The sequence below is a fragment of the Sphingomonas sp. FW306-05-A genome (assembly GCF_058782275.1).
Window position 1 is genome coordinate 505,222 of the sequence record NZ_JBYSXN010000002.1, and the last position, 20,567, is coordinate 525,788.

Consider the following 20,567-nt stretch of genomic DNA (forward strand, 5'->3'; position numbering starts at 1 on the left):
TCCCGGATCGCTTGCTTACACCTGTGTCAATGAACAGACCCGAAGCGCTCTGGCGCGAATCGTATCGTCATCCCGCTGCCTGGGACAGCACCTACCCGCCGCTTTCGATGGCCACGCTGTTCGACGACGCTGCCGCGCGCGGCGGCAAGGCGCCGCTGATCGATTTCATGGGGCGGCATTACAGTTTCGCAGAGACATTGGACGGCGCGAACCGGGTTGCGGCGGGGCTCGCTGCGCTCGGCTACGGCCCTGGCGACCGTATCGGCCTGTTCCTGCCCAACGTGCCGCATTACGTTGCGGCCTATTACGGTATCCTCAAGCTCGGCGCGACCGTCGTCAATTTCTCCCCGCTCTATACCGCGGCCGAACTGGCGCATCAGGTCGAGGATTCGGGAACACGCCTGCTGTTCACGCTCTCGGCGAACCAGTTGCTCCCGACCGCGCTCGAAGTGCTGGAGCAGAGCGGGCTGGAGCGACTGGTGGTCGGATCGATCGCGGGTGCCCTGCCCCCGACGAAATCGCTGCTTTACCGCATGTTCAAAGGCGGTGAGGTGACGAAACGCCCCGACGATCCCCGGATCGTCGCTTTCTCCAAACTGATCGCGAACGACGGTGCCCATCGTCATCCCGAGATTGATGCGGAAAAGGACGTCGCGCTGATCCAGTACACCGGCGGGACCACCGGCGCGCCGAAGGGCGCGATGCTGACGCACCAGAACCTCACCGCCAACGCGCGCCAGGTGATGGCGATCGACCCGCATCCCGACGGCCCTGACCGCATCCTCGGCGTGCTGCCGATGTTCCACGTCTTCGCCAACACCTGCGTGCTCAACCGCACGGTGCTCAACGGCGGGTGCATCGTGATGCTGCCCCGGTTCGAAGCCGGCGCCGTGCTTGCCGCGATCGGACGGACGAAAGCCACCGCGCTGCCCGGCGTACCGACGATGTACCAGGCGCTGCTCGATCATCCCAAGATTGGCGCAACGGATTTCTCGTCGCTCAGGATCTGCATTTCGGGCGGAGCGCCGCTTGCGCCCGAACTGAAGGCGAAGTTCGAACAGATGACCGGGGCGACGGTCGTCGAAGGATACGGGCTTTCCGAAAGCTCGGGCGTGCTCTCCGCCAACCCGTATGAAGCCGAGGGCAAGCCCGGCACGATCGGCCAGCCCCTCCCCGCAACGCGCCTACGGTTGGTCGACAAGGCCGATCCGACTCTCGATGTGGCCGAAGGGGAACCCGGCGAGATCGTCGCCTGCGGACCACAGATCATGAAGGGCTATTGGAACCGCGCCGATGCCGATGGCGATGTGTTCATCAACAATGCCGACGGCAAATGGCTGCGCACCGGCGACGTGGGGACGATCGATGCCGACGGGTTCGTCAAGATCGTCGACCGGTTGAAGGACATGATCTCGGTATCGGGTTTCAAGGTCTTCCCGAGCCAGATCGAAGCGGTGCTGTACCATCATCCCGCGGTCAAGGAAGCGCTCGTGATCGGCCTTCCCGATGCGTATCGCGGCGAACATCCGCGCGCTTACGTCACGCTCAACGACGGCGTTGACGTGGACGGCATCACGCTGCGCGACTGGCTCAACCCGCAGGTCGGTCGCCATGAACGCGTCGATGAGGTCGTCGTCCGGTTGACTATGCCCAAGACAATGATCGGCAAGCTCAGCCGCAAGGATTTGATCGCAGAGGTCGTTGCGGATACGGCATGAAACCACGGCTCGGGTCGGCGAGCCAAAGGAGCATGCGATGGCGAACCTGATCCTGCACGAATATGCCGCGTCCGGTAATTGCTACAAGATCCGCCTGACCGCAGCGCATGTCGGCATCCCGCTCGAACGGCGCGAATATGACATCGTGGCGGGCGATACGCGGACCGCTGCGTTCCTTGCGGACATCAACCCCGACGGCCGCATCCCGGTCCTGCAAGTCGGCGACGATTTCCTGCCCGAAAGCGCTGCTGCATGTCTGTATCTGGCCGATGGATCGGCGCTCATCCCGCAGGATCGGTTCGACCGCGCCGACATGTTCCACTGGATGTTCTGGGAGCAGTATAGCCACGAACCCAATATCGCGACGGTGCGATTCTGGATGACGATGACCGGCGAGGATCGGCTGAGCGACCTCCAGCGAATGCAATTGCCCGCAAAACGCGCTGCGGGGGCCGCAGCGCTTGCGCTAATGGACGCGCACCTCGCGCGCACGCCGTTCCTGGCCGCGGGCCGGTTCACGCTCGCCGACGTTGCGCTCTATGCCTATACGCATCTGGCGGATGAGGCAGGGTTCGAACTGCACCGTTATCCAGCCGTCCAGGCATGGCTCGCCCGTGTGGCTGCGATCCCCGGACATGTTACGATGTGACAGTTGGATGAAGCACCCCACGTCCGATTGTAACAATCCCAAGGCATAGCCCGTGGTCATCCAAAGGCTTTCCGGGATGCCGAACGATGGACGCAATCACGACGCTTGGCCTCGAGCGCCCCACTGGCGAGCACCAGACCGCGTTCAACACGATCGCCGACCTTGCCGACTTCGCCAATTCGCGCCCGGCCATTCCAGAACAGCCGATCGGCGAACGCCGCAACTATCGCACGATCTGGATTTCGGACATTCACCTCGGCACGCGCGGGTGCAATGCCGGGATGCTGATCGACTTCCTCGACCATGTCGATAGCAAGCGGATGTATCTGGTCGGCGACATTATCGACGGCTGGCGGTTGAAGAAGAAGTTCTACTGGCCGGTCGCGCATAACGACGTCGTCTGGCGCCTGCTCAAGCGCGCACGGCGCGGGACCGAGGTGATCTACATTCCCGGCAATCACGACGAAGTGATGCGCCAGTTCACGGGGCTGGACTTTGGTGGCGTAGCGATCCGTCGCAAGGCGATCCACGAAACCGCCGACGGCCGCCGCTTGCTCGTGCTCCACGGCGACGAGTTCGACGCGATCACGCTGGCGCATCGCTGGCTCGCGCATGTCGGGGACGTTGCCTACACACTGCTGATGACGCTCAACCGCTGGATGAATGCGTATCGGCGGGCATTCAACCTGCCTTATTGGTCGCTGTCCAAGCATGCCAAGGCGAAGGTCAAGAACGCGGTGGAGTTCATTTCCAACTACGAAGAGGTGATCGCGCAGGCGGCGGGCTCGCGCGGGGTCGACGGGGTAGTGTGCGGACACATCCACACCGCGGAATTCCGCGACATAAACGGAATTGCCTATTATAACGACGGCGACTGGGTGGAGGGCTGCACCGCTCTGGTCGAACATTTCGACGGTCGCATGGAATTGCTGCATTGGGCGGACGAGATCGCTGCACGGGAGAAGGCTCGACCGAGTGCGAAGATCGCGCATTTGGCGGCCTGACGCCGGTGCGGATCGCGATCGTCACCGATGCCTGGAGCCCGCAAGTCAACGGCGTGGTGCGCACGCTGCAGGCAGTCCGCGCCGAACTGATCAAACAGGGGCATGAAGTCCTGATCGTCTCGCCCGATCTGTTCTATTCGATGCCTTGCCCGACCTACCCCGAAATCCGCCTCGCCTTTGCGCGGACAGCGGCCGTCGGGCGTATTCTCGCAGATTTTGCGCCCAATGCGATCCATCTCGCGACGGAGGGTCCCGTCTGTCTCGCCGCGCGCCGTTGGTGCCTGACGCGGGGTTTCCCCTTCACGACCGCCTATCACACGCAATTCCCCGACTATGTCTCGGCGCGCACGGGGGTGAACCCCGAATGGGTATGGCGCTACATCCGCTGGTTCCACTGGCCCGCGCAGTCGATCTTGGCTTCGACCCCGTCGATCGCCGCGACGCTCAAGGCGCATGACCTGACCCGCGTCCGGCACTGGGGCCGGGGTGTCGACCTGTCCACGTTCGGAACCGACATACCACCCGACCCCGCGATCCGTGCGCTGGCGGCGGATGGCCAGGGCCCGATCCAGCTCTATGTCGGGCGGGTGGCGGTCGAGAAGAATATCGAGGCGTTCCTGACCGCGTCGCATCCCGGCGTCAAAGTCATCATCGGCGATGGGCCCGCGCGCGCGGCGTTGACCGTGAAGTACCCCAAGGCGCATTTCCTAGGGCCGCGTTTCGGGCGCGACCTGGCTGCGGCCTATACCGCCGCCGACGTGTTCGTGTTCCCGAGCAAGACCGACACGTTCGGGCTGGTCATGATCGAATCGATGGCGTGCGGGCTGCCGGTCGCGGCGTATCCCGTGACCGGGCCGATCGACGTGCTCAATCTTCGGGTCGGCGCGATGGACGACGATCTGGATGTCGCGATCGCTGCCGCCCTTACGCGCGACCGTGCGGATTGCGCGGCATACGGCCAGAGTTTCACCTGGGCGGCGAGCGCGCGGCAGTTCCTGGGCGCGCTGGTGCCGGTCAACCACCCTGAGGCGATCGCGGCTTGAGGCGCAGTGCGCGAGGGCGTAAATTTGCCGACAGGCTGATGTGGCAAGAGACGATGGGCTGGACGTATCGGTCGGACCACGCTGGGGATCCTCCATCGAATCGATCGTTGCTGAGGGCCGCTACGCCTCCGCCGACGCGGTGATGCGCAAGGGGCTGCGGCTGTTGGAAGAACGCGAAAAGAAGATGAAGGCGCTGCGCGAGACGATCCAGGCTTCGATCGCACAAGGCAGGTCTCAAGTGGCGGTTCTCAAGGCTGAGTGCGACATAGATCGATACTTCGGCAATATCCTTCCGCCGCGTTGAGGCGTCCCCCGCAACCGCGCTTGCCACTCCCCTCTAACCGGCGTACATGCAAGGTCAGCACAAGTGGCCGCTCCGAAAGGGGCGGCCCTTTCCGTTTCTGAAGGAGTTCGCCGCATGGCCCAGCCGCTCATGCCCCATGCCACCGCATCGTGGCTCGTCGACAATACCGCGCTCAGTTTCGAGCAGATCGCGGAGTTCTGCGGTCTCCATATTCTCGAAATCCAGGCGATCGCGGATGACACCGCCGCGACCAAGCTGACCGGGCGCGACCCGATCCGTGCGCACGAGCTGACTCAGGCGGAAATCGACAAGGGTCAGGCCAATGCCGACTATCGGCTGCAGATCCTTAAGGGTCCGGAGCAGGTCCGTCGCACCAAGGGGCCGCGCTATACGCCGGTGTCGAAGCGTTCGGACAAGCCCGACGGCATTTCGTGGATCATCCGCAATCATCCGGAGATTAGCGACGGCGCGATCAGCGCGTTGATCGGCACGACCCGCACGACGATCGCGGCGATCCGCGACCGCAGCCACTGGAACATCGCCAACATCACGCCGAAGGATCCGGTGACGCTCGGCCTGACGACACAGCGCGAACTCGACGCCGCGGTCGGCAAGGCCGCCAAGGCCGCCGGGATCGAAGCGCCGGTCGACACGCGTCTGGAAGGCGACCGCGAGGCGCTCATCTCCGAACTGCGCGCCAACCGCGACCAGCTCGCGCGCGACACCGAAGCCGCCGAGCATGGCGAACCCGCCCCGCGCGCCGAGCCGACCGCCGAGACGCTGTTCAAGCGCTAAACCAGGACTGACGCCCTCCCCTCCCTCCTAAGGGAGGGGCCGGGGGTGGGTTGGTATGAGGCGGGTGCCGCGTTCGACAACGAACCGACCCACCCCCAGCCCCTCCCTTCCAGGGAGGGGAGCAAGACATGACAGACCAACCTCGTTTCGCCTTCACCATCGCCGCGACCGACGGCAAGGCACGCACCGGCGAAATCGCGATGCGCCGCGGCACGATCCGCACCCCCGCCTTCATGCCGGTCGGCACCGCCGCGACCGTCAAGGCGGTCAAGCCCGCCGACGTCCGCGCGGCGGGCGCGGACATCATCCTCGGCAACACCTATCACCTGATGCTCCGCCCCGGCGCGGAACGCGTCGCGCGGCTCGGGGGCTTGCACGATTTCATGGGCTGGGACCGCCCGATTCTCACCGACAGCGGCGGCTATCAGGTGATGAGCCTCAGCGACCTGACCAAACGTGACGAGAATGGCGTGACCTTCAAGTCGCACCTCGACGGCACGCGCCACACTTTGAGCCCCGAACGCTCGATCGAGATCCAGCGCCTCCTCGGCTCGGACATCGTGATGGCGTTCGATGAACTCGTCCCCACCACCTCCACCCCCGAAGTCCAGGCCGCCGCAATGGCGCGCTCGATGCGCTGGGCCAAGCGGTCGCGCGATGCGTTCGATGGCGGCGGCGCGCATGCCAAGGGCGCCGCGATCTTCGGGATCCAGCAAGGCGCGCTCGACCAGACGCTCCGCGCCGACAGCGCGGGCGCGCTGATCGACATTGGCTTCGACGGTTATGCGGTCGGCGGCCTTGCGGTTGGTGAGGGGCAGGAAGCGATGTTTGGCTGCCTCGACTTCGCGCCCGATCAATTGCCTGCGGACAAGCCGCGCTACCTGATGGGCGTTGGCAAACCGACCGACATCGTCGGAGCGGTCGAACGCGGGATCGACATGTTCGACTGCGTTCTTCCCACGCGATCGGGGCGGACCGGCCAGGCGTTTACGCGCCACGGCCCGATCAACCTGCGCAATGCCAAGTTCGCCGAGGATCAGGGGCCGCTTGATCCGGCCTGCGGTTGCCCGGTCTGCGGAACGTGGACGCGGGCATATCTGCATCATCTCGTCCGCTCGCAGGAAATCCTCGGCGCGATGCTGATGACCGAACATAACTTGTGGTTCTATCAGGGGTTGATGGCGGACCTTCGTGCGGCGATAACGGACGGGCGGCTCAAGAGCTTTGCCGACGGCTTTCGGGAGGCATATCGGTCTTCCCCGGTAACGCCGTCGGAGTGAGAGGGAATCATGGCTGAAATCAACGAAATCGAAGCAGCGGCTCGTGACCACAAGCGCGTCCGCGACGCCGCCGAAGCCGCCAAGGGTGCGGTCAAGGACAGCTGGCCGGTCGTACCGATCGCGATCGGCGTTGGCGTCGGCTCGGCCGCGCTGGCGGCGGTGCTGATGTACACCAACCGGGATCGTAGCAAGCCCTGACGCGGTGCAATAATCGCTGCTTCTACGTAAGCCGCTTCCCCGGCGAAGGCCGGGGCCCAGTAGTGAGGCCTGAGGTGTCGGGCGCTGTGCCCGATCGCAAAAACCTCCGCTACTGGGCCCCGGCCTTCGCCGGGGAAGCGGGAGGGGGGAGAAGCCACGCGCGCTTGTACGATTGACAGACCCCACCCCCAGGCAACACATGGCGACGTTCCCGTTTCGTCGGAGTTCCCCCCCATGCGTCTGTCCCGTGCTGCCCTCCTGCTGGGCGCAGCCCTGCTACCCGCGACCCTCGCCCAGGCGCAACCAACCACCCCCGCCCCAGCCGTCAAACCCATCGCCTTCACCGAACGCACGCTCGCCAACGGCCTGCGCGTCTATGCGATCCGCGACACCAGCACGCCCAACGTCTCGGTCCAGATGTGGTACGACGTCGGCTCGAAGGACGACCCCGCCGGCCGCTCGGGCTTCGCGCACATGTTCGAACATCTCATGTTCAAGGCGACGCGCAACCTCGTCTCCGAACAGATGGACCGGCTGACCGAGGACGTCGGTGGCAACAACAACGCGTCCACCAACGACGATTACACCGAATATCACGAGACGATCCCCGCCAACCATCTCCAGCGCCTGCTGTTCGCCGAAGCCGACCGGATGGCGAGCCTGGTGGTCGAGCCCAAGAGCTTCGCCTCCGAACGCGACGTGGTGAAGGAGGAACTCCGCCAGAACACCAACGCGCGCCCCTACGGCAAGCTGTTCTCGCAATATTTCCCCGCGATCAGCTACACCCGCCACCCCTATGCGCGCGGGACGATCGGCAGCATCGACAATCTCGACAGCGCGCAGATCGACGACGTCCGCGCGTTCCACGCAACCTTCTACCGCCCCGACAATGCGGTGCTGGTCGTCTCGGGCAATTTCGACCCCGCGCAACTGAACCAGTGGGTCGACCAGTATTTCGCTAAAATCAAACGCCCGGCCCGCGCGATCCCGCGCGTCACCACGACCGAGCCGCCGCGCACGCAGGCCGTCAGCCGCACGGTCTATGAAGCCAATACCCCGCTCCCCGCGGTGCTCATCAGCTACCCCATCCCCGCCGACCGCGACCCCGATAGCGCACCGCTCGCGGTGCTCAACACGATCCTGTCGCAGGGCGAAAGCTCGCGGCTGTACGAGAGCCTCGTCTATCGCGACCAGCTCGCGCAGTCGGCCGAGACCTATCTCGACGTCAAGCAGGGCCCGGGCAATCTCGCGGTGATCGCGATCATGGCGGGCGGCAAGGACGCCGCGACCGGCGAGGCCGCGCTGCGCAAGGAAATCGCGCGGATGCGCGACACCGCGGTCAGCCCGGCGGAACTGGCGAAGGCGAAGAACCAGATCGTCACCGCCGAACTGCTCGGCCGCGAAACCGCCGAGGGCAAGGGCCGCACGATCGCGCAGGCGACGATCATCGACGGCGACCCGCACGCTGCCGACCGGCAGCTCGCCGCGATCGGCCGCGTCACCGCCGCCGACGTCCAGCGCGTCGCGCGCAAATACCTCCAGGACAATCGCGCCGCGACGATCCATTACCTCCCCGCGGAAAGCGCAAACGGCGCGAAGGGCGACACGATCGCGGTTGCCCCGAGCGTCGTCGCGCAACAGCTCGTCACCCCGCCCGACGTCGAGATCGTCACACCTGCGACCGCCGCCAAGCGGATCGCGCCTCCCGCCCCCGCCGCGACGGTTCAAGCGACCACCCCCAAGCCGGTCGAATTCGCGCTCGCCAACGGCATGCGTGTCGTCGTCGTCGAGAAGCACGATCTGCCGCTGATGACCGCGCTGCTCGTTGGTCAGGGCGGCGGCGCGAACGATCCTGCCGCGCTTCCCGGCGTCAACAGCCTCGCCGCGACGCTGCTGACCAAGGGCACCGCGACTCGCAGCGCGACCGACATCGCGCAGCAGATCGAGACGCTCGGCGGCGCGATCTGGAGCGATGCGAGCTGGGACGGGTCGACCATCGACATCACGGTCAAGGCGGATCAGGCCGCGCCCGCGCTCGGCATCCTCGCCGACGTCGCGCGCAACCCCGCGTTCAAGCCCGACGAGATCGAACGCGCGCGCGCACAGGCGATCGACGGCGTGCAGGTCGCGCAGAAGAACCCGAGCCAGCTCGCCGGCCTCGTCGCCGCGCGCACCGCGCTCGGTGCGTCGGCTTATGGCCATCCGCTTGAGGGCACGCCCGCGTCGCTCAAGGCGATTGGCGCGAACGACATTCGCGCAGCCTATGCCGCGACCTGGGCACCCAAGCAGGCCGCGCTCGTGCTCGTCGGCGATATCACTCCTGCACAGGCCAAGCCGTTGGCGGAAGCCGCTTTCGGCACGTGGCGGACGGTCGCTACGAAGCCCGCCACCGTCCCGACGCAGAGCTATCCCAAGCCGCGCGTCGTAGTCGTTGACATGCCCGGCGCGGGGCAAGCGGGCGTCGTCGTTGCGCGTCCCGGTCTCGCGCGAAGCGATGCGCGATACTATCCGACCGCAGTCGCTAACACGATCCTCGGCGGCGGCTTCTCATCACGGCTCAACCAGGAAATCCGCATCAAGCGCGGTCTGGCGTACGGCGCGGGCAGCTCGCTCCAGGCGGGGCGACAGCCCGGGCTGATTGCGGGGCGCACCTCGACCAAGAACCCGTCCGCGCCCGAGACGGTGTCGATCATCCTCGCCGAGATGAAGCGGCTCGGCACCGAGGCGGTGACCCCTGCCGAACTCGACACGCGCAAGGCGGTCCTGGTCGGCAATTTCGGTCGCGCGACCGAGACGACCGGCGGGATCGCCGGGGCGGTCGGCGGCTATGTCGTGCAGGGCGTGCCGCTGAGCGAACTCGGTGCCTATGTCGCCAAGGTCGCGGCGGTCGATCCGGCGGCGGTGCAGGCGGCCGCGGCGGCGGAGCTCGATCCGGCGCGCGCCAGCGTGGTGGTGGTTGGGGATGCGAAGGCGTTCCTCGATCCGTTGCGGAAGGCATATCCGCAGGTCGAGGTGATTCCGGCGGGTGCGCTCAAGCTGGAGACCGCGGAGTTGCGGTAATTCTTTCTTCCCCCCTCCCCTTCAGGGGAGGGGATGGGGGTGGGGCAGTGCAGATTGCAAACGTTGGTTTTGCTAAACTGCCCCACCCCAACCCCTCCCCTGAAGGGGAGGGGCTTGTCTCGTTAGCCGCAAGTCGGGATCACAACCCCACCTTCAAATACCGATCAAACCAAGCCAGCGACCGCTTGCGCACATCCGCCGCATTCGCCGGCGCGCGAATCCCGTGCCCCTCCTCCGGATAGATCACCAGCGACGTCGGCACGCCCTGGTCCTTCAGCCCGTGCCAATATTCGATCGACTGAGTCGGCGGCACCTCGATATCGCGCTCCCCGACGTAGATGAAGGTCGGCGTCTTCGCGCGCGTCATGAAATTGACCGCGGAGACATCCTCATACGCCTTGCGCTCCTGGTACAGCGTCTTGCCGAAGAACGGCAGCATCCACTGGTCGATCCCGTTGGTGCCGTAATAGCTGACCCAGTTGGACAGCCCCGCCCCCGCGACGATCGCCTTGAAGCGGTTGGTCTGGGTGTTCGCCCACATCGCCATGAACCCGCCGTAGCTGCCCCCGGTCAGCCCGAGCCGCGCATCGTCGATCGGCGCGACCTTCTCAACCGCGTCGATCCCGGTGAGAATATCGCGCAGATCGCCCCCGCCGAAATCCCGCTTGTTGGCCGCGGTGAAGGCTTCGCCCTGTCCGAAGCTGCCGCGCGGATTGGGCAGGAAGATGTAATAGCCCGCGTCCAGCAGATCGCTGTAGCCCCCACCGAAATAGGGCGTGTTCGCCGCCGACGGCCCACCATGGACGATCGTGATCATCGGCGCCTTTTTGGCAGGATCGGCATCGAGCGGTGCCAACAGCCACCCTTGTGCGGTAAAGCCCTCATTCTTCCAACTGATCGAGCGCGCTGTCATCGTCGCCGGAATAGCGTCGTTATCGTGCGTTATCTGTACCGGCGCGGTCACCGGCCCGGCAAAGATCGCCGGTGCGTGGGTAAAATCCTGGGAGACCGTCGCAACGGTCTGGCCATCCGCGCTCCACGCAGCCTTGGCATCCCCCGCCGCGAGGCTGGCCGGGCGCGACCAGCCGAAACCGTCCGAGCGGTCCGCCGATACCGTGAACAGCCCTGCCCGGTCGCCGCGCAACGCAGTGCCGCGGATCAGTCGGTCGGTCCATTCGAGCGACGTTACGGTCAGCCGCGCATCGGGCGTGACGTTGCGTGGCGCGCCGCCGGCGAACGGCACCGTCCACACGTCCCCGCCGACCGAGCCGAAGTCGCTCATCAGGCCGCCGATGTAAGCGACGGTCGTGCCATCCGGCGAGACGCGCGGGAAGTTGAGTTGCGTCGTCGGCTTAGCGATCGTCCGCACCGCGCCGGTTGCCGCATCTACCGCATCCAGCGTCGCCACCCACCAGTTGTTGTCGCCGTTGCCGAGCGCGGACGTAACGACGAAACCCTTGCCGTCGGGCATCCAGTCATATTCATAGATGTAGCGGTCCGCCGGGGACACCGGCTTAACGGCATCCGCCGCCACGGGTGCGCCATCGACGTCGAACACCGCCAGCCGCTGCTCGTCGCTCTTCTCGCCGATCTCGCCGACCTGCCGGACGCCCGCTTGAGCCGCCCCCGATTCCTTGGCGGCCCCGATCGTCACCAACAGGGCAAGCCGCTTACCGTTGGGCGCGAAACGCGGAGTTTGCGCAATACCCTTGATCGTGGCGATGCTCCGCGCGGTACCATTGCGGTCCACCGCCAGCGTCACCGTCCCCGCGGTACGATCGCGCGCAAGCCAGGCCAGCGTCCCGTCGGGCGCGAACGTCAGCCCGGACAAGGTGCATGCACTGCGGCAGGGATCGAAGCTCCGCAGCACCTTGCCGCCACGTACCGCGCGGATCGTGATCGTCCCCTTGCCGCCGCTTGTGTCGACACTGGCGATCTTGTCGCCCTGCCCCGAGATGGCGAGGCTGCCATAGCCGTGCACCGCTGGTGGCGCAGCGGCCATTGCGGGCATCGCCAGGGCGGTAGTGGCGGCGGCAGTCAACAAGGCGAAGATCGGGCGCATCAGGATACTCCGGGAGTGATGGAGTGGGATAGCACAGTAAAACTGCGAGGCAATCGGCCGAGCGTCCCGTCCCCTCGCCATCTCCCCTGTCCCGATCCACCATCCGGCATTGCGTTACTTCTCCAGTCCGCGCGCCTTCCCCCAGGAACGTGCTGCAGTGTAGCCAAGATACCCGGTCCCGAAGAGCGCATAGAGCGGTTCTGGAATGCGGGAGAGGTAGGCGTTCATGCCGGCTGCGATGTCCGCCGCCATCTGCGGCCGGACCGCCGCGATCAGCCCCATCGGGATTGCCCACAACAGCAGTGCGTACATCACATACAGAAAGCTCGGTCGCGCGCGGCTTGTCCAGGGATCGGTCGATTGAGCCTCGGCAATGATCGCCGCCATCTGCGTCTTGACTTGTTCCAGTTCCTGGCTGCCTTGCAACGCAAGCAGGTTCAGCTTCGCCTCGTCGCGTGCTTTCGGGTCCGGGACAATCTTGTCGATAATCCCCGCGATCGGACCGATGAGTCCATCCAGCAATCCCATGTTCAACTCCCATGTTTAACCAATACGGTTTGACAGCCATCCGTAGAGGAACGTTTCATTTGCCGGGCGTGCTTCCGCCAGGGCGACGTACCGCTCTCCTCGCAGCGCCTCGACCGCCTTGGCCAGCACCGCATCGCCGCCTGCGCCGCGACGCGTAGCAAAACCGTTCAATGCTGCGATTGTGGCTGGCCCGATCACACCATCAGGCTGCACATCGGGATAGTCCTGCGCGCCGCGGTTGAGCGCGTTAAGCGCTCGCTGCAAAAACGCGACAGCAACCACCACTCCCATATTCACGCCGGTATCGAACAGAATAGCGGCAACGTTCGGTGTCAGTTTTGCGACCGCATCGAGCCGCGGCCGTTCCCAATAGGCTTCGCGGTAGATCTGCCGCGCAGTTGCGATGGGAAGGCCGCGCATCGGCCCCGCATATCCGTGCGCACGCGCGACCGCTGCGGTGATCCCGTACCGCGTTTCGCCGCCAGCGTCGGCGGGATCATGCGCGTATCCTCCCTCCCGTCGCAGCACGTCGTCGATCAGTCCGTCAATCGTCATGGCATCCTCCATGACGAGCGATGTAACCTTTTTGGTTTGTGTAGGACAGCCACGGGCATACCGCATGTGATCCACGACAGCCTGTCTGCGATTTGCTATTCAAGGCCGTGCATCCAACCCTGGTTTCCAAGGGCCCATGACAGCAGCGCTTTTACCTCCAAAGCAGGATCGGCAGACGCAGTGGGCCCATCGGGTCGGCTGGTTGCTTGCGCGGTGCCTATTCGGCGCGACGATCTTCGCGCTTGCCTGGATCGGGATCGTGTGGTCGGTCGGCGAGGAATCGATCGCGGCCTTGTGGCTCCCCAATGCGTTGCTGACCGCCGCCATTCTGCGAGGCGGCTGGGCCCGCTCAGCCGGATGGATCGTCGCAACGTTGATCGGGCTCGTCGCAGCCAGCGTCGCGGCGTCGGGTTCGGTCGGGGCGAACCTCATGTTTCCGCTGATCGACGTCGCCGAGGCGATGTTCGGATGCTGGCTGTTCACGCTCGGTCGGACAAGCCGCCCGGACATGCGCGAGATCGCCGACGTGACGCGCTACGTACTGTGCTGTGCCGTTGTCGCGCCGGCGATTTCGGGCTTCGCGGTGGCATTGCGCCTGGCCCCTCCTGGGGAATGGATCGTGTGGCGCGCGTGGCTTTCGTGGTCACTTGCCAACGGACTTGGGATGTTGATCACCGGACCGGTCGCGCTGATCGCGATCGACGCCTGGCCGCGCCGCCATGAAGTCGATCGCGCGCGGTTCCCGGAAATCGCGGGAATCCTGCTGGGCAGCGCGGCGCTCGCAATCGTGGTGTTCGGGCAAACGCGCTATCCGCTGGCGTTCCTGTGTCTGCCGATGATGATCGTCGCCGCGATGCGTCTGGGCATCATCGGTACGGCGGCGACGATCCTGGTCGTGTCGGTCATCGCGACCGTCGAGACGCTCCGCGGATCGGGGCCGATGTGGCTGATCGACGTGCCCTTCAGCATGCGGATCCACGTTTTGCAGGTGCTGCTGGCAACCGCGTTCGGGATCGGTCTGCCGTTCGCCTCGGTTCTCAGCACGCGGGATCGTACGCGGGCCGAACTGAAATATGCGCGCGATTTCTCGGATACGCTGCTGGCCGCGATGCAGGAAGCGGTATTCCGGACAGACGCCGAGGGGCGATGGATCTTCCTTAACCGCGCATGGGAAACCCTGACCGGCTATTCGGTCGAGGAAAGTCTTGGCTGGCACACCGCGCGGCTGCTCCATCCGGAAGACCGCACGCATGCGGCTACACACTATCCACGGATTGTCTCGGGCGAGATCGAGGAGACCACACTCAAGCAGCGGTTCTACACGGCATCTGGCGAATCCCGCCACATCGAGGTGACGTTGCGCCGCCTCGCCAGTGCGGATGGCACGTTTGACGGCACGATCGGGACGATCCGCGACATCACGGCCGCAGTCGCGACACAACGCGCCCTCGAGGACAGCGAAGTCCGGTTCCGCCGGCTTGCCGAGGCGGCGCCCGTCGGCATCTTCCGGGCCGGCCCCGATGGCGGCCTCACCTACGTCAACCGCGCCTGGGCGACCAAGATCGGCCTCTCGGTCGAGGAATCGCTCGGGACCGGCTGGATGCAGGCGTTGGTCGACCCCGGAACCTTCGTGCGCGAACCCGCCTGGCATGGGCTCACGCCCGGGACGATCAAGGTTCGGGATTTTGCCTTCCACGATCCCAAGGGTGGCGAGCTGTGGGTGCAAAGCGTCAACAGCGCCGAGTTCGACAGCCAGGGTGTTCTGACGGGATACGTCGGCGCGGTCGTCGACATCACCGAACAACGGCGCGCCAGAATTGCGCTGGCGGAGAGCAAGCGACTGTTCGAGACACTGGCGGCACTGTCGCCGGCGGGCATCTACCGCTCCAATGCGCAAGGCGGTATCGTCTATGCCAATCGCGCCTGGTTGGATGTGGCGGGGCTGACGCTGGAACAGGCATCCGGGGACGGGTGGATCCCGTCGGTTCACCCCGACGATCTGGAGCGTTTGCGCACGGAATGGCGCGAGACCGTACTCGAGTCGCGCGAGCTTCGCACCGAATTCCGCTTCGTTCGCCCCGACGGATCGATCCGTTGGGTCGAGACGATCACCACCAGCGAGTGGGACGATTCCGGCCGGCAGATCGGTTTCATCGGCGTCAACGTCGATATCACGCTTCGCAAAGCCACCGAAGCAGCCCTTCGCGAGCGAACCGAGCAGTTAAAGCTGCTGGCGGAGAACGCCACCGATGCGGTGTTCCGGACGTCGATCGATGGGGTTTGCCTGTACGTTTCCCCATCGGTGTTCGATCTCGTCGGATTGCGGCCTGATCAGTTGGTCGGGCGCAACATGCTGCGTGGATACCATCCCGATGATGTCGAAGACGTACTCAGGACGCATCGGGCGCTTGGCGCGGGGCTGATCGATCGGCGCGTGATCGCCTATCGCATGAAACGCGTCGATCAGCCCGACACCTGGCGCTGGCTCGAGTCGAACAGTGGGCTGGTGCGCGACCCCGTGACGGGCGAGCCACGCGAGATCATCTCCTCGGTGCGCGACATTTCCGAACGCAAGCGGCTCGAATTCGAGCTCGATTCCGCGCGACGCCATGCCGAAGTCGCGGCGCAGGCGAAATCGAGCTTCCTCGCCAACATGAGCCATGAAATCCGGACGCCGATGAACGGTGTGCTCGGCTTCACCGAACTGCTGCTCGCGGAAAATCCCCGCAAGGATCAGCAGCAGAAGCTCCAGATGATTGCAGATTCCGGCAAGGCGATGATGCGGCTGCTCAACGACATCCTGGATCTGTCGAAGATCGAGGCGGGGCATGTCACGCTCGCGCAGGACCGCGTCGACTGGCATCACCTCGCCCGGAGTTGTGCGCGGTTGATCATGCCGCTCACCACCACGGCAGGGATCGCGCTCGAGGTCGACGTCGCTGATTCCGTCCCGAACGCGGTGATCGGCGACGGGCTGCGCTTGCGACAGATCGTGCTGAACCTGCTCGGCAACGCGGCCAAGTTTACCGAACGCGGATCGATTCGACTGAGCGTATCATGCGATGATGCCATGATCGTCGTTGCGATCGCGGATACCGGTGTCGGCATTGCGGAGGATCGCCAGGGCGCGATCTTTCACGAATTCGTCCAGGAGGATGTGAGCACCTCGCGTCGGCACGGTGGCACCGGGCTCGGCCTCGCGATCTCGAACCAGCTTGCGCACTTGATGGACGGCACGATCTCGCTCACCAGCACGGTCGGCGTCGGGACGACGGTGACCGTGCGCCTCCCATTGATCGTCGCGCCCGCGGAACAGTCCGTCACCACCCCGACGCGCGCCGCCGCCCCTGCGCTGCCCGCCGTACCGGGTGCTCGCGTGCTCGTTGCCGAAGACCATGAGGTCAACCAGACGCTCATTAAGGCTATGCTAACACGGCTTGGCTATCGTCCCGCCATTGCCCGTACCGGGCTCGAAGCGATCGCGATGGTCGAACGTGCCAGGAGCGCGGCTACGCCGTTCGCGCTGATATTGATGGACATGCAAATGCCGGAACTCGACGGGATCGAAGCGACCAAACGGATTCGAGACGCGGGCATCTCGGCGGAAACGCTCCCGATCGTCGCGCTGACCGCCAACGCCTATGCCAGCGACGTCGAAAGCTGCGTCGCGGCGGGAATGCAGGGACATTTGGCGAAGCCTGTGCAGATGGGTGCGCTGGACGATATCGTGCGACGCTGGGCAGTGCCCAAACAGCCGCCGGTCGTGCCCCAGGCAACCAGTGACGACGCCGATCTCCAGGCGCAGTTCGATGCACGGGTGCGCAACCTCTTCGCGCTGTATGACGCCACAATCGCGCTGGATACGGTCGATGCCGCCGCGATCGATGCGCTGCGCCACGCGCTGCATCAGGTGGCGGGCACCGCGGCCTTCTTCGGCCGCGGCAAGCTCGGCACGGTAGCGCGGGACATCGACGACGGGCTCGACATCCCCGCCGGGGCGGCGCGCGACACGGTGCTCCAATCGGGTCACGCGCAACTGCACCGCGTGCGGCAGGCGGGATAAGGCGATGGCCCGCATCGTGATCGTCGATGACGACGAGTTGATCTGCGCGATCGTCGCGCGGACGCTGACGCCGCTTGGCCATGTCGTTCTGCCGGTGGGTGACGGTGCCGATGCGCTCGACAGCCTGTGGGATAGCGGTCCCGATCTGGTGATCCTCGACTGCGCGCTACCCGGGAAGACGGGTCTCGCGATCCTTGGCGAGATGCGGACATCGGCGATGTTCCGGGATCTTCCGGTGGTGATCCTGACCGCACGGCGGAGCGAATGGCACGTCAAGATGGCGCTGGATGCCGGCGCGAACGCCTATGTTCGCAAACCCTTCGCGCCCGAGGAACTGGTCGAGAAGGTCACCGCGCTGCTCGCCCCTGCCCCCGCCGCCGACTTGTCGCCCGCCACCGCCACCGCGCCGGAAACGCTGCTTGATTGCGACCGCCTTGCCGACCTGCGTGGCGCGGTTGGCGACGCGGATGCGGACCGGTTGCTCGAGATGATGGTGCGCGACATCGGGGCGCGCACGGAAGCGATCGCCGGAGCGCTCGCGGAAGGCAATCACGTCCGGGCGGAACGCGAGGCGCATGCCTTGCGCGGGGCGTGCAACGGGATCGGCGCGCTCGATCTCGCGCTGGCGTGCCTGGCGATCGAACGTGGCGAATGTCGCACAAGCGACGCCCTGACAGGGCTTGCCGTCCGCACGATGGCCGCGATCGAAGAGGCACGAGCGACCACTACCATCTGATATAATGTCGTTCTACATCAACGACTAAACGGCATCACGCAGCGACGTCCAGCGCTTGCAACGCCAGGATCGCCTGGGTCCGGTTGGTAACGCCGAGCTTGCGGAAGATCTGCGCAAAATGCGTCTTCACGGTCGTTTCGGCAATCCCGAGTTCATAGGCGATCTGCTTGTTCTGGCTGCCATCCGCGGCGGCGCGCAGGACGCGAAATTGCGCAGGCGACAGTTCGCCGATACGGGAGGGGAGCGTCACGACGTCGCTATCTGTCTGCGCCATCTCCGCCGGAAACGCGTTTCCGCCCGTCATTAGCGTCCGAATCGAGCCAACCATCGCACTCATCGGGGCGCTCTTGGGGATATAGCCGCTCGCCCCCTCGCGTGCGGCGCGGCGCATGACGGCAGGATCGTCGGTACTGCTGACGATCGCTACGGTGGCGCGCGGCTGGAGCCGGCGCAGCATCAGCAAGCCCGCGAACCCCTGCACATCGGGCAACATTAAATCGAGCAAGATCAGGTCGAAGCGACGCTGCTCCGCTACGGCGACCGCCTCCGCGATCGTCCCCACCTTGACCGTGTCGGCGCCCGGCGCAACCTGTTCGGTCGCCATTGCCAGCGCTGCCGCGCACATCGGATGGTCGTCTGCGATCAATACAGCCTGAGTCAAAACAATACTCCCCCGGATATATCCCACTTATAGTCGATCCTCCCGCGCAGAATTGCAATCCTTCGTAATTCTTGCGTGACGGCCGATGGGTTCGTCATGCTAACCGCAATCCATGCGGAGAGCCACACTTTCGGTGCAGATCGTTACGCTGCTGATCGCCGCCGGAATCATCACCCAGCTGGCAGTTTTCTGGCCGGGAATCATGACCTGGGATGCGATCCGCCAATATGGCCAGGCCGTCAGCGGCCATTACGACGATTGGCATCCGCCCGCGATGAACTGGTTGTGGCACCTGCTGCGGCGTATTGCCGCCGGACCAGCGCCGATGCTGGTGGTGCAGGCGATACTCTACTGGGCCGGGACCGGGCTGCTCGCGCTCGCTGCGCTGCGTCGCGGGATGCGGGGGCCGGTCGTCGCCATACTCGTGCTGGCGGTCTCGCCGATCGCGCTGGTGCTGATCGGCACGATATTGAAGGACAGCCTGTTCGCGGGCGCCTTGCTGTTCGCAGCAGGGCTGGTCGCTGTCACCAGTCCGACTGTGCATTGGCCCCGGATCTGCGCCGCCATGCTACTGATCGCCGCCGCATCGCTCCGTTTCAATGCAGTGCCAGCGTGCCTTCCCTTGCTTGTCGCGCTCGCGCCTGCCGCGTGGCGACGATCGCTGCCACGGCTAGCCGCGACCGCCACGCTTGCGATCGTACCGCTCGTCCTCGCACTCCCCCTCGCCAATGCGGCGTTACGGGCGGACCGCAGCGGGGTGGAACTGTCGCTCGTGATCTACGATCTCGGCGGGATCGGACGCTTTGCGAACGCTGACGTCTTCCCCCCGACCGGCGTCACTGATCCGGTCGCGGTCAACCGCGCCTGCTATTCGCCGATCTCCTGGGACAGCTACGCATGGTGGGTGGACGAACCCTGCGCGATCGGTTTCGCCACGCTGCGGGCGCCGCTAAACGCAAACCACGCAGCCTATCGCTGGTGGATTGCTGCAATTGCCGACCATCCGGGCGCCTATGTGGCACATAGGCTCGCCCATTTTGACCGCAATACGCGCGCTTTCGTGCAGGATGCGGACCTGCCCGGACTGTCGCTCGAGTCCGATCCCAATCGCTGGGGCTATGCGGTCACACCCGGCACGCTGCGCGATAGTATCGCAACGCTGGCGATCGCGAGTCTCGCCACCCCGCTCGGCTGGCCAGCCTGCTGGATCGCGCTGGCGTTCGGCCTGGTGGTGTTGCGCCCATCACTCGGCGGGGGAGACGGCGGGGCTGGCACGGGTGGGGCGGGCAACATCGCGCCTGCGCTTGCATGGTCGGCGCTGCTCTACGCCCTCAGCTACCTGCCGCTCAGCGTGGCGTCCGAAGTGCGCTATCATCTGTGGACGATTACCGCGACAGGCGTGGCGGCGGCGCTGTTGCTCGGCCAACCCGCGACATGGGCGGTGCCGCACTGGCGGCAGATGCTGGCGATCGGTCCCTTCGCCGCGATCCTGCTGGGCAGTATCGCGGCGCGGGTCATGGGCTAGACGTTACTTCTTGGCGGCGGCCGCAGGTTGCTGGCTCTTCGCGACGCCCTGGATCATTTCGGCGGTCGCGATCTGCTTGGCCTGGAGGCCGCGCGCGCAATTGGTCATCGTCTGAGCGATGTCCTTGCCCATCGGTTCCTTGCCGACCGCGACGACCGCGCTGCGGAACTGCGCAGGCGACAGCTTGGCGTCGACCCGGCCGAGATAATAAGCGACCGAGATGATCGCGACCTGCTTCTTCTTGGGGTCGGCTTCCTTCTCGGCGAAGACGTTGCTGACCAGCATGCACCGCACGTCCGGGTCGGCGGCCTGCGCGGTCGCAGCGGCGGGAACGAGCGACAGGCCAACGGCCAGCGACAGTAGAATGGTTTGACGACGCAAGAATA

17 protein-coding genes are annotated in these 20,567 nt (G+C 65.4%); 12 read left to right on the plus strand and 5 right to left on the minus strand.

Annotation, left to right across the window (positions count from 1 at the left end; genetic code table 11):
* The first annotated feature begins 29 nt into the window (after nt 1–29).
* The 9 genes from AC3WJR_RS11245 (at nt 30) to AC3WJR_RS11285 (ending at nt 10,051) form a co-directional block, all read left to right on the plus strand.
* Complete coding sequence (locus tag AC3WJR_RS11245; protein WP_492725018.1) at nt 30–1,718, plus strand: long-chain-fatty-acid--CoA ligase; 1,689 nt, start codon at nt 30–32, stop codon at nt 1,716–1,718.
* Nucleotides 1,719–1,755: 37 nt separating this feature from the next.
* On the plus strand, nt 1,756–2,367 hold the full coding sequence (locus AC3WJR_RS11250; RefSeq protein WP_492725020.1) for a glutathione S-transferase family protein: 612 nt from the start codon (nt 1,756–1,758) through the stop codon (nt 2,365–2,367).
* Nucleotides 2,368–2,453: 86 nt separating this feature from the next.
* On the plus strand, nt 2,454–3,371 hold the full coding sequence (locus AC3WJR_RS11255; RefSeq protein ID WP_492725022.1) for a UDP-2,3-diacylglucosamine diphosphatase: 918 nt from the start codon (nt 2,454–2,456) through the stop codon (nt 3,369–3,371).
* A 5-nt stretch (nt 3,372–3,376) separates the two neighbouring features.
* The gene (locus AC3WJR_RS11260) at nt 3,377–4,414 is read left to right on the plus strand and encodes a glycosyltransferase family 4 protein (RefSeq protein ID WP_492726120.1); all 1,038 of its coding nucleotides are present in this window, start codon (nt 3,377–3,379) and stop codon (nt 4,412–4,414) included.
* 40 nt (nt 4,415–4,454) lie between these two features.
* Complete coding sequence (locus AC3WJR_RS11265) at nt 4,455–4,718, plus strand: type II toxin-antitoxin system ParD family antitoxin (RefSeq protein WP_492725024.1); 264 nt, start codon at nt 4,455–4,457, stop codon at nt 4,716–4,718.
* Nucleotides 4,719–4,832: 114 nt separating this feature from the next.
* A complete protein-coding gene (locus AC3WJR_RS11270; RefSeq protein WP_492725026.1) occupies nt 4,833–5,513 on the plus strand; it encodes a cell cycle transcriptional regulator TrcR in 681 nt (226 codons plus the stop codon).
* A gap of 128 nt (nt 5,514–5,641) precedes the next feature.
* The gene (gene tgt, locus AC3WJR_RS11275; protein WP_492725028.1) at nt 5,642–6,793 is read left to right on the plus strand and encodes a tRNA guanosine(34) transglycosylase Tgt; all 1,152 of its coding nucleotides are present in this window, start codon (nt 5,642–5,644) and stop codon (nt 6,791–6,793) included.
* A 9-nt stretch (nt 6,794–6,802) separates the two neighbouring features.
* The gene (locus AC3WJR_RS11280; RefSeq protein WP_354281950.1) at nt 6,803–6,991 is read left to right on the plus strand and encodes a hypothetical protein; all 189 of its coding nucleotides are present in this window, start codon (nt 6,803–6,805) and stop codon (nt 6,989–6,991) included.
* Nucleotides 6,992–7,225: 234 nt separating this feature from the next.
* A complete protein-coding gene (locus AC3WJR_RS11285) occupies nt 7,226–10,051 on the plus strand; it encodes a M16 family metallopeptidase (RefSeq protein ID WP_492725030.1) in 2,826 nt (941 codons plus the stop codon).
* Nucleotides 10,052–10,190: 139 nt separating this feature from the next.
* On the opposite strand, the gene AC3WJR_RS11290 is transcribed toward AC3WJR_RS11285, so the two are convergent.
* The 3 genes from AC3WJR_RS11290 to AC3WJR_RS11300 form a co-directional block, all read right to left on the minus strand.
* The gene (locus tag AC3WJR_RS11290; protein WP_492725032.1) at nt 10,191–12,113 is read right to left on the minus strand and encodes a S9 family peptidase; all 1,923 of its coding nucleotides are present in this window, start codon (nt 12,111–12,113) and stop codon (nt 10,191–10,193) included.
* A 114-nt stretch (nt 12,114–12,227) separates the two neighbouring features.
* Entirely contained in the window at nt 12,228–12,641 is a 414-nt protein-coding gene (locus AC3WJR_RS11295; protein ID WP_492725034.1) for a holin family protein, read from the minus strand.
* A gap of 15 nt (nt 12,642–12,656) precedes the next feature.
* Entirely contained in the window at nt 12,657–13,196 is a 540-nt protein-coding gene (locus AC3WJR_RS11300; RefSeq protein ID WP_492725036.1) for a glycoside hydrolase family 108 protein, read from the minus strand.
* A 136-nt stretch (nt 13,197–13,332) separates the two neighbouring features.
* Here AC3WJR_RS11300 and AC3WJR_RS11305 point away from each other — a divergent pair, with 136 nt between their 5' ends.
* Nucleotides 13,333–17,259 (plus strand): PAS domain S-box protein, encoded by a 3,927-nt coding sequence (locus AC3WJR_RS11305; RefSeq protein ID WP_492725038.1) that lies wholly within the window; start codon nt 13,333–13,335, stop codon nt 17,257–17,259.
* Between the two features lie 4 nt (nt 17,260–17,263).
* A complete protein-coding gene (locus AC3WJR_RS11310) occupies nt 17,264–17,995 on the plus strand; it encodes a response regulator transcription factor (protein WP_492725040.1) in 732 nt (243 codons plus the stop codon).
* Nucleotides 17,996–18,029: 34 nt separating this feature from the next.
* On the opposite strand, the gene AC3WJR_RS11315 is transcribed toward AC3WJR_RS11310, so the two are convergent.
* Entirely contained in the window at nt 18,030–18,656 is a 627-nt protein-coding gene (locus AC3WJR_RS11315) for a response regulator transcription factor (protein WP_354281943.1), read from the minus strand.
* Nucleotides 18,657–18,768: 112 nt separating this feature from the next.
* Between AC3WJR_RS11315 and AC3WJR_RS11320 the strand changes: the two genes are divergently transcribed.
* Complete coding sequence (locus AC3WJR_RS11320; protein WP_492725042.1) at nt 18,769–20,181, plus strand: hypothetical protein; 1,413 nt, start codon at nt 18,769–18,771, stop codon at nt 20,179–20,181.
* Nucleotides 20,182–20,184: 3 nt separating this feature from the next.
* On the opposite strand, the gene AC3WJR_RS11325 is transcribed toward AC3WJR_RS11320, so the two are convergent.
* On the minus strand, nt 20,185–20,562 hold the full coding sequence (locus AC3WJR_RS11325) for a hypothetical protein (protein ID WP_492725044.1): 378 nt from the start codon (nt 20,560–20,562) through the stop codon (nt 20,185–20,187).
* Nucleotides 20,563–20,567: the final 5 nt, after the last annotated feature.

What these genes read in the sequence shown, in the direction of transcription:
- AC3WJR_RS11300 (WP_492725036.1), bottom strand. Translation starts at nt 13,196, where the DNA reads ATGACGATTGACGGACTGATCGACGACGTGCTGCGACGGGAGGGAGGA.
- AC3WJR_RS11310 (WP_492725040.1), top strand. Translation starts at nt 17,264, where the DNA reads ATGGCCCGCATCGTGATCGTCGATGACGACGAGTTGATCTGCGCGATC.
- AC3WJR_RS11245 (WP_492725018.1), top strand. Translation starts at nt 30, where the DNA reads ATGAACAGACCCGAAGCGCTCTGGCGCGAATCGTATCGTCATCCCGCT.
- AC3WJR_RS11280 (WP_354281950.1), top strand. Translation starts at nt 6,803, where the DNA reads ATGGCTGAAATCAACGAAATCGAAGCAGCGGCTCGTGACCACAAGCGC.
- AC3WJR_RS11305 (WP_492725038.1), top strand. Translation starts at nt 13,333, where the DNA reads ATGACAGCAGCGCTTTTACCTCCAAAGCAGGATCGGCAGACGCAGTGG.
- AC3WJR_RS11295 (WP_492725034.1), bottom strand. Translation starts at nt 12,641, where the DNA reads ATGGGATTGCTGGATGGACTCATCGGTCCGATCGCGGGGATTATCGAC.
- AC3WJR_RS11250 (WP_492725020.1), top strand. Translation starts at nt 1,756, where the DNA reads ATGGCGAACCTGATCCTGCACGAATATGCCGCGTCCGGTAATTGCTAC.
- AC3WJR_RS11290 (WP_492725032.1), bottom strand. Translation starts at nt 12,113, where the DNA reads ATGCGCCCGATCTTCGCCTTGTTGACTGCCGCCGCCACTACCGCCCTG.
- AC3WJR_RS11270 (WP_492725026.1), top strand. Translation starts at nt 4,833, where the DNA reads ATGGCCCAGCCGCTCATGCCCCATGCCACCGCATCGTGGCTCGTCGAC.
- tgt (WP_492725028.1), top strand. Translation starts at nt 5,642, where the DNA reads ATGACAGACCAACCTCGTTTCGCCTTCACCATCGCCGCGACCGACGGC.
- AC3WJR_RS11255 (WP_492725022.1), top strand. Translation starts at nt 2,454, where the DNA reads ATGGACGCAATCACGACGCTTGGCCTCGAGCGCCCCACTGGCGAGCAC.
- AC3WJR_RS11285 (WP_492725030.1), top strand. Translation starts at nt 7,226, where the DNA reads ATGCGTCTGTCCCGTGCTGCCCTCCTGCTGGGCGCAGCCCTGCTACCC.
- AC3WJR_RS11320 (WP_492725042.1), top strand. Translation starts at nt 18,769, where the DNA reads ATGCGGAGAGCCACACTTTCGGTGCAGATCGTTACGCTGCTGATCGCC.